Annotated in this window: 7 protein-coding genes; 4 read left to right on the forward strand and 3 right to left on the reverse strand. The window is 72.4% G+C overall.

The window, feature by feature from the left end; all coding sequences use genetic code 11:
• The first annotated feature begins 325 nt into the window (after nt 1-325).
• From DZF91_RS31800 to DZF91_RS31810, 3 genes are all read left to right on the forward strand, one after another.
• On the forward strand, nt 326-1,351 hold the full coding sequence (locus DZF91_RS31800) for a mechanosensitive ion channel family protein (protein WP_235834706.1): 1,026 nt from the start codon (nt 326-328) through the stop codon (nt 1,349-1,351).
• Nucleotides 1,352-1,476: 125 nt separating this feature from the next.
• On the forward strand, nt 1,477-1,878 hold the full coding sequence (locus DZF91_RS31805) for a globin (protein WP_117360762.1): 402 nt from the start codon (nt 1,477-1,479) through the stop codon (nt 1,876-1,878).
• 128 nt (nt 1,879-2,006) lie between these two features.
• Complete coding sequence (locus tag DZF91_RS31810; RefSeq protein WP_117360763.1) at nt 2,007-3,584, forward strand: glycoside hydrolase family 13 protein; 1,578 nt, start codon at nt 2,007-2,009, stop codon at nt 3,582-3,584.
• Nucleotides 3,585-3,908: 324 nt separating this feature from the next.
• Here the strand turns inward: DZF91_RS31810 and DZF91_RS31815 are convergent, their stop codons facing one another.
• From DZF91_RS31815 to DZF91_RS31825, 3 genes are all read right to left on the reverse strand, one after another.
• Nucleotides 3,909-5,327, reverse strand: a complete 1,419-nt coding sequence (locus DZF91_RS31815) for a S28 family serine protease (RefSeq protein WP_235834707.1) — start codon at nt 5,325-5,327, stop codon at nt 3,909-3,911.
• 874 nt (nt 5,328-6,201) lie between these two features.
• The gene (locus DZF91_RS31820) at nt 6,202-6,423 is read right to left on the reverse strand and encodes a hypothetical protein (RefSeq protein WP_117360765.1); all 222 of its coding nucleotides are present in this window, start codon (nt 6,421-6,423) and stop codon (nt 6,202-6,204) included.
• A gap of 104 nt (nt 6,424-6,527) precedes the next feature.
• Nucleotides 6,528-6,971, reverse strand: coding sequence for a MarR family winged helix-turn-helix transcriptional regulator (locus DZF91_RS31825; RefSeq protein ID WP_117360766.1), 444 nt, complete (start codon nt 6,969-6,971; stop codon nt 6,528-6,530).
• A gap of 585 nt (nt 6,972-7,556) precedes the next feature.
• On the opposite strand from DZF91_RS31825, the gene DZF91_RS31830 reads away from it, so the two are divergent.
• Nucleotides 7,557-7,900: MFS transporter (locus DZF91_RS31830; RefSeq protein ID WP_117360767.1), on the forward strand; the 344-nt coding region annotated here is incomplete at its 3' end.

Raw genomic sequence — 7,900 nt, forward strand, 5'->3', positions numbered from 1 at the left:
GCTCGGCCGCCCGCCCGGCCGACCGCCTGGGCCGGTACCGGTCCGGCCGGGTGGCCGGCGGCGGCCCGGCCGAAACCCGACGGCCGTCCCCGCGGCCGTGTGACCAGCGCCTCCGTACCTTCTCCCTCCGACCGGCCGCGGACCCGCTTCCCACCCCGTCCATCCGGGTCCGCGGCCCGGGGGCAGGCCCTTCCCGGCCGATGCGCGTCGCACGTCCGGCGTTGGACGAACCCGTCGTCACCGTCCCCTACGATCGGGCTCGTACCGCCGCAGGTCCACGACGATGTGACGCGGCATCCACCATCGGTCGGGAGGGTCTGCCCCCATGTACGGCACAGTGGCGTCCGGCGTGTCCGCCCACGCGGCGGCGCTGAGCGAGCCCCTGGTCAAGATGGACGGCAAGGCGGAGCAGTACTGCAGCGCCAATCCGAAGGCGGCCTGCCGCCTGTTCTGGAACATCACCCACAGCCCGGACGCCACGCGGTTCGTCTTCGAATGGCACCTGGACGTCTGGACGGGCAAGCTCGTCGCGATCGCCGTCACCTTCGTGATCGCCCTGATCGTCCGGAACCTCGCGCACCGGACGATCAGCAAGATCACGCTCCGCATGGCCGAGGGGACCATGTCGGAGAAGGTCCGGGAGAAGAGCCGGACGATCTTCGAGGGCAGCCCGGCGCTGCTGTCCCAGCGGCGCGCGCAGCGGGCCAGGACGCTCGGCTCGGTGCTGCGCTCGGTCGCGTCCGTGGTGATCATGGGGACGGCGCTGTTCAGCATCCTCGGCTACCTCGGGCTGAACCTGACCCCGATCGTGGCCAGCGCCAGCGTCATCGGCGTCGCGGTCGGCTTCGGCGCCCAGAACATCGTCAAGGACTGCCTGGCCGGCATGTTCATGCTGCTGGAGGACCAGTACGGCGTCGGCGACGTCATCGACGTGGGCAGCGCCAAGGGCACCGTCGAGGCCGTCACCCTGCGCGTCACCCGGATGCGGGACGTCGACGGCGTGGTCTGGTACGTGCCGAACGGCGAGATCAAGAAGGTCGGCAACGAGTCGCAGAACTGGGGCCGCGCCGTCCTGGACATCCCCGTCGACATCAACGAGGACGTCGAGAAGGTCAAGGACATCCTCCAGGCCACCGCCGACCTCATGGCCGAGGACCCGCGGTGGTCCGACGACATCCTCGAGCAGCCGTCGGTCTGGGGCGTCCAGGCGCTCGCGGCGGACGCGCTGGTCATCCGCGTGGTGCTGAAGACGGCCCCCGGCCGCCAGGCCGCCTGCGCCCGTGAGCTGCGCGAACGCGTCAAGGTGGCCTTCGACCAGGCCGGCGTCTCGGTGGCCACCGCCGCAGGCTGATCCCGCGCCGCCGCAGGCTGATCCCGCGCCGGCGCCGGGGCGGTCGTGCCGGGTGCGGACCGCCTCTCCACTTCCCGACGATCAAGAAGCGTAAGCGGGCTCCTACCGCATAGGCTTGGGGCGTTATGGCTGAACCCGAACAGGTGACCTTCTACGAGGCGGCCGGGGGCGAGGAGACGTTCCGCGTCCTCGTGCACCACTTCTACCAGGGCGTCGCGGCCGACCCGGCGCTGCGCGCGATGTATCCGGAGGAGGATCTCGGCCCCGCCGAGGAGCGGCTGCGCCTGTTCCTCATCCAGTACTGGGGCGGGCCGAACACCTACAGCCAGCAGCGCGGGCATCCGCGGCTGCGCATGCGGCACGTCCCCTTCGTGGTGGACGAGGCGGCGAAGGAGGCCTGGCTCCGGCACATGCGCAAGGCCCTGGACGAGACCGTCGCCGAGCGCGGGCTCCCGCCCCAGGCGGAGCAGATGCTCTGGAACTACTTCACCATGGCCGCCCAAGCCATGATCAACTCCCCCTCCTGACCTCTCCCGCCCCGGCACCCCTCCCCCGGCCCCCTCGCACAGCGCAGCGGGGCCGGACGCATGACCCGGGGTATGCGCAGGCCCCCGCGCTACGTGAAGGTTCGTCCTAGTACGGGTAGATCGTTGGTATGACGCGATCCCCCTGGTGGCGCCACGCCGTCGTGTACGAGGTCTATGTCCGCAGCTTCGCCGACGGCGGCGGCGACGGGGAGGGCGACCTGCGGGGCGTCCGGTCGCGGCTCCCCTACCTGCGCGACCTCGGCGTGGACGCGCTGTGGCTGACGCCGTTCTACCCCTCGCCGCTCGCCGACGGCGGCTACGACGTGGCCGACCACACCGGCGTGGACCCGAGGTTCGGCACCCTGGACGACTTCGACGCGCTGGTCGCCGACGCGCACGCGCTCGGGCTCCGGCTGATCGTCGACATCGTGCCGAACCACACCTCGGACCGGCATCCGTGGTTCCGCCGCGCGCTCGCCGCGCCGCCCGGCGACCCCGCGCGGGACCGGTACGTGTTCCGGCCGGGCCGGCTCCGTCCGGACGGCCGGATGGAGGGACCGCCGAACGACTGGCCGTCCATGTTCGGCGGCCCGGCCTGGGAGCGGCTTCCGGACGGCCAGTGGTACCTGCACCTGTACGCGCGCGAGCAACCGGACCTGAACTGGCGCGACCCGTCCGTCCGGCGGGAGTTCGAGAGGATCCTGCGGTTCTGGCTCGACCGCGGCGTGGACGGGTTCCGCATCGACGTCGCCGCCGGCCTGTTCAAGAACGCCGCGTTCACCGACCTCGGGGAGGACGCGCGCACCGCGCTGTACGGCCGCGTCTACAGCCGTCCGGAGGTGCACGGCGTGTACCGGGACTGGCGGCGGATCCTGGACTCCTACGACGGCGACCGGATGGCCGTCGGCGAGATCTGGACGGACTCCCCCGAGGACCTCGCGCGCTTCCTGCGTCCGGACGAGCTGCACCAGGCGTTCCAGTTCGACCTGCAGCTCGCGCCCTGGTCGGCTCCGGCGTTCCGGGACGTCATCAGGGCGGCGTGCGCGGCGGTCGCGCCCACCGGCGCCGCGCCGACCTGGGTGCTCTCCAGTCACGACATGCCCCGGCACGTCACCCGGTACGAGCAGCCGCGCGGGATGCCCGGCGTCGGGACGGCCCGCGCCCGCGCCGCGCTGCTGATGATGCTCGCGCTGCCCGGCTCCGCCTACCTGTACCAGGGGGAGGAGCTGGGCCTGCCGGAGGTCGAGGACATCCCCGAGGAGGCGCGGCAGGACCCGATCTCGCGCCGCACCGGCGGACGCCGGCCCGGCCGCGACGGCTGCCGGGTCCCGATCCCGTGGTCGGGGACGAAGGAGCCGTACGGCTTCGCCCCGGAGGGCGTGCGGCCGTGGCTGCCGATGCCCGCCGACTGGGCGTCCCTGACGGTCGAGGCGCAGGAGCGCGATCCGGCGTCGATGCTCGCCTTCTACCGCCGCGCGCTGGCGCTGCGCCGCGAGCTGCTGCCCGGCCTGCCCGAGGAGCTTGAGTGGCCGGACGACGCGTCCGACACGACGGTGGTGTTCCGGCGGGGCGGCCTGACGTGCGCGGTGAACTGCTCGGAGAACCCCGTCCGGCTGCCTCGCGGCGAGGTCGTCCTCACGAGCGCCCCGTGCTACGGCGACCTGCTCCCCGGCAACACCTCCGCCTGGATCCGCACCGAGACATGACCACCTCGGCGGCTTCCCGAGATGCCCCGGCGAACGTCCAGGCCGGCGAGGGCGGGTGGTCGGCGATGCCGCGACCGGCGAGCGTCCACGGCAGAGACGTGACGGCTGAGCGGCGGCCCGCCCGCGGACGCGGACCCCGGGCGGACGGCCGACGAGCACCCTCGGCGGCGACATGACGGCTGGCGAGCACCCTCGGCGGCGACATGACGAGGCGTGGGACTCGGACCGGGGGAAGGTCCGTGTCCCACGCCTCGGGGGTGGGAACCGGAAGCCCGCGGACGGGCTACGGCTCGGTGCTACGGCCCGGGGGCCGCAGCTCGCTGGTTACAGCGGGGGGCGCTTGGCCAGGGTCGGGTCCTCGCCCATCGGGGTCGGGACGACGTTCGCGGCCCGCATGGACGGCGTGACGCCCGCCCAGCGCTGCAGGTCGGCGATGGCCTTGGCGCGCTGCGCGTCCGGCAGCTTGGCGATGAGCCGTCCGCTGTGGTTCATGCCCGGCGCGACGTAGACGGCCGAGTCGCGGCTGCCCTTGCCGAGGCGGAACGGCTTGCTGCCCCACGGGTCGTTGGCGCCGTAGAGGAACAGCATGTGGTTGGCGTTGCCGCGCACCCACGCGTCGATGTCCCGCATCGCCTTGCCGTTGTCGAACTTCATCTGGATGTCGCGCGGCACGTACGTCCGGGGGACGTAGCTGCTCTCGTAACGCAGCAGGTCGTGCAGGTTCGGGAACTTCGGCGACGGCCAGCCGAGCTGGGTGCCCGCCTGGTAGTAGTACGGGATGTACGCCGCCAGGTTCTGGTCCGCGTAGGACGAGCCGTCCGCGATGTCCATGAACACCTTGTAGATGGCGTCGTCGGACGCGTTGGTCGCCGGCAGCGAGGCGCACTCGGCCTGCAGGTGGTACTGCCAGAAGCCCCACTCGAAGTCCATGACGGAGTTCTCGAAGGCGCGGTCGACGGTCTTCAGGATGGAGAACGTCCACCCGTTGGCCTTGGCGTCCGCGGTCAGCCGCGTCTCCATCGCCGTGCGGCGCTTGAGGATCTCGCGGGCCAGGTCCTTGACGTGGGCGCGGCACTGCGGGTCGGTGCCGACCGTCTGGAAGAACCTGTCGTAGGCCTTGTCGTGGTTGTTGTTGTAGTCGTTCGGCGCGACGTACACGACCGAGCCGTCCACGTCGTTGGGGTAGAACCGCTTGTGGTAGGTCGCGGTCATACCGCCCTTGCTGCCGCCCGTGTTGATCCACTTGGCCTTGTAGATCGGCTTGAGCGCCTTGACGATCCGGTGCTCGTCGGTGGCGGCCTGCCAGATGTTGTCGTACTTCCAGTTCGCGGCCGTCGGCCGGGACGGGGTGAAGTACCGGTACTCGACCGAGATCTGGTTGGCCTTCAGCAGCGCCGTCGGCTCCGACTGGAACATCGTCTCGGGCGTGTTGTAGCCGCTGGTGTACTCGACCATCGGCGCGCTCGCGTCGCGGTGCTCCAGCATGATGCGCTGCTCGAACCACTTGCCCCGGGGCTTGCGGTGGTCGACCGGCTGCTTGTAGGTCAGCCAGAACCAGCGGTAGCCGGGCAGCGTGGACGACTTCTCCTGCACGGTCATGCCCGGGATCGCCTTGAGCTGGGCCAGGATGTCCCCGCTCGCGGCCGGGGCCGCGGCGTGGGCCGCGCCGGCGAGGCCGAGTCCGGAGGCGGTCAGGCCGCCCGCCAGCAGCAGGGACATCGCCCTGTGGGAAACGCGCCGCATCTTCTCACCTTCACGTGGGATCGCCACAATTCGCGTTGCGACCGTAGAGGTAAGAAGTAGGACGAAAACATACCGGGGGGACGCTTGTTACACACACGTGACCAAGCAGCGGCCACCGGTACCAGACCGAGCGGCGGCCCGCCAGCGTCAATCCAGGCGACGCCCACCGGCACCAGACCACGCGGCGACGCGATGGCGTCCGACCACGGGGCCCGCCGGCACCAGACCACGGCCCACTGGCGCCAGACCACGGCCCACTGGCGCCAGACCACGGCCCACTGGCGCCGGACCACGCGGCGAACCGCCAACGTCAATCCAGGCGGCGCCAGACCACGCGGCGGCCCGTCGGCGCCAGACCACGCGGCGGCGCGATGGCGTCCGACCACGCGGGCCCGCCGACGCCAGACCACGCGGGACCCGCCAGCGTCAATCCAGGCGGGACCCGCCGGCGCCAGACCACACAGCGGCGCGATGGCGTCGGACCACGCGGGCCCGCCAGCGCCAGGCCAAGCGGCGAACCGCCAACGTCAATCCAGGCGGCGCCAGACCACGCGGCGGCCCGCCGGTGCCAGACCACGCGGCGGCGCGATGGCGTCCGACCACGCGGGCCCGCCGACGCCAGACCACACAGCGGCTGGCCCCGCGTCGGACCACGCGGGGCCAGCCGGTGCCAGACCACGGACCGTCGGCGCCAGGCCAAGCGGCGGCCCACCGGTGCCAGACCACGCGGGGGCGCGATGGCGTCCGACCACGCGGCAGCACGTCGGCGCCAGGCCAAGCAGGCGGCCCGCCGCTGCCAGAGCAGGCAGCGGCCCGTCGGCGTCAGACCAGGCGGCGGACCGCCGGGGTCAGACCAGGCGGCGGACCGCCGGGGTCAGACCAGGCCGCCGCTGAGCAGGTGCGCGACCAGCCAGCCGAGGCCGAGAAGCAGCGCGAGCCTGCGCAGTTGCCAGCCGACCGGCTTGCCGCGGACGGCGAACACCTTCCACACCACCTCGGACAGCGTGTCGCCGGGCTGCCGGTTGAACACCGCGGGAAGCTCGATCGCCAAGAACATCAGGATCCACAGGATCCAGGCGAAGACATAGGGGGACATGGGGCTCGTGACCTCGGACGGGACGGGTATTCCGCCTGGTTGATCCCCGTATGCTGAGATCGTTACCCCGGTTCGGCGCGACTGTTTCCAGAAATCTCCGGAAACTAGCCGAGGACGTCCACCGCCCGTCCGAGCAGGGCGCGGAGCGCTTCCAGCTCGCCGGCGTCGAAGGCGTCCACGAGGCGGCGCTCGACGGCGGAGGCGGCGGCGTCCGCGTGGTCGAGCAGGGCCTCGCCCTCCGGTGTGAGCCGGGTGACGAGCACCTGCGCGTGGTCTTCGGACGGACGGCGCTCGACCAGCCCGCGCGCCTCCAGCGTCTTCAGCACGGTCGTCATGCTCTGCGGCGTCACCGCGCAGTACCGGGCCAGCCGCGCGCCGGAGATGCCGGGCGCGAGCGAGAGCGTGAACATCGCCGCGTACTGCGGGACGGTCAGCCCGAACGGCCGCAGCACCCGCCCCTTCTCGGCGATGAGCGCCTGCTCGGCGCGCTTGATCAGCATGCCCGGTCGCCAGGCCGTGGCCTGCTCGATCCGCTCGTCGGCCTCCATCGCCCTCCCTTTCCGGACGCACCCTACCAAGCTCCGACGACTTGACAAGGCCCGTACATCCATCAGAGATTGTGTTTCCATCAATGCTCTGATGGTCATACGAACTCGAAGGCAGGACATGCCCGCCCCACTCCCAACCCCGCCCACACCCCGGCGCTCCCGCCTGCACGCACCCGGCCGACACAGGTCGCCCTCGGCCCCGTCCGCCCGAAGCACCATCCGTCTGGAGTCCCGTCCGTCGTCTGGAGCCCACCCATGCGCCGCCTGACCACCTCGGCTCCGTCCGGCGCCCCCGCCCGGCAGACGGCCGGTGCTGAGCCGTCCGCCGGGCAGCACCCGTCCGGCCCGGGCAAGGGCGCTCGGGGAACGGTTGCTCGAGAGACGGGGGCTCGGGGGACGGCTGCTCCGGAAGCGGAGGCTCGAGAGACGGGGGCTCGGGGGACGGCTGCTTCGAGGAGCGAGGCTCGGGGCAAGGGGGTTCGGCGGGCGGCTGCTTCGGGGACGGAGGTCCGGGGGACGGCTGCTTCAGGGACGGGGGCTCGGGCGACGGGGGCGCGGCGAGGGGCTGCTGGGTGGACGCTCGGCGTGGTCTGCGGGGCGCTGCTGCTCATTCCGATCACGGCCACCGGCGCGGCCGAGGCGACCGCCGACGTCGGCCGGTCGCTGCACGCGGGGCTCGCCGCCTCCCAGTGGGTGGTCAACGCCTTCTTCCTGACCTTCGCGAGCCTCATGGCGGGCACCGGCTCGCTCGCCGACCGCATCGGACGCCGCCGGATGTTCACGGGCGGCCTCGCCGTGTTCACCGCGTCCATGCTGGTCGCGGCGCTCGCCCCGGACATCGGCACGCTCGTCGCCGCGCGGCTGCTCGCCGGTGCGGGCGCCGCCGCCGCGACCACCGGCGGCAGCGCGCTGCTGGCCGCCGCGTTCCC

Origin of the sequence: Actinomadura logoneensis (assembly GCF_003428695.1) — a bacterium.
GTDB lineage: Bacteria > Actinomycetota > Actinomycetes > Streptosporangiales > Streptosporangiaceae > Spirillospora > Spirillospora logoneensis.

Coding starts and splice junctions, on each gene's coding strand:
- DZF91_RS31800 (WP_235834706.1), top strand. CDS start 326: ATGTACGGCACAGTGGCGTCCGGCGTGTCCGCCCACGCGGCGGCGCTG.
- DZF91_RS31805 (WP_117360762.1), top strand. CDS start 1,477: ATGGCTGAACCCGAACAGGTGACCTTCTACGAGGCGGCCGGGGGCGAG.
- DZF91_RS31810 (WP_117360763.1), top strand. CDS start 2,007: ATGACGCGATCCCCCTGGTGGCGCCACGCCGTCGTGTACGAGGTCTAT.
- DZF91_RS31815 (WP_235834707.1), bottom strand. CDS start 5,327: ATGCGGCGCGTTTCCCACAGGGCGATGTCCCTGCTGCTGGCGGGCGGC.
- DZF91_RS31820 (WP_117360765.1), bottom strand. CDS start 6,423: ATGTCCCCCTATGTCTTCGCCTGGATCCTGTGGATCCTGATGTTCTTG.
- DZF91_RS31825 (WP_117360766.1), bottom strand. CDS start 6,971: ATGGAGGCCGACGAGCGGATCGAGCAGGCCACGGCCTGGCGACCGGGC.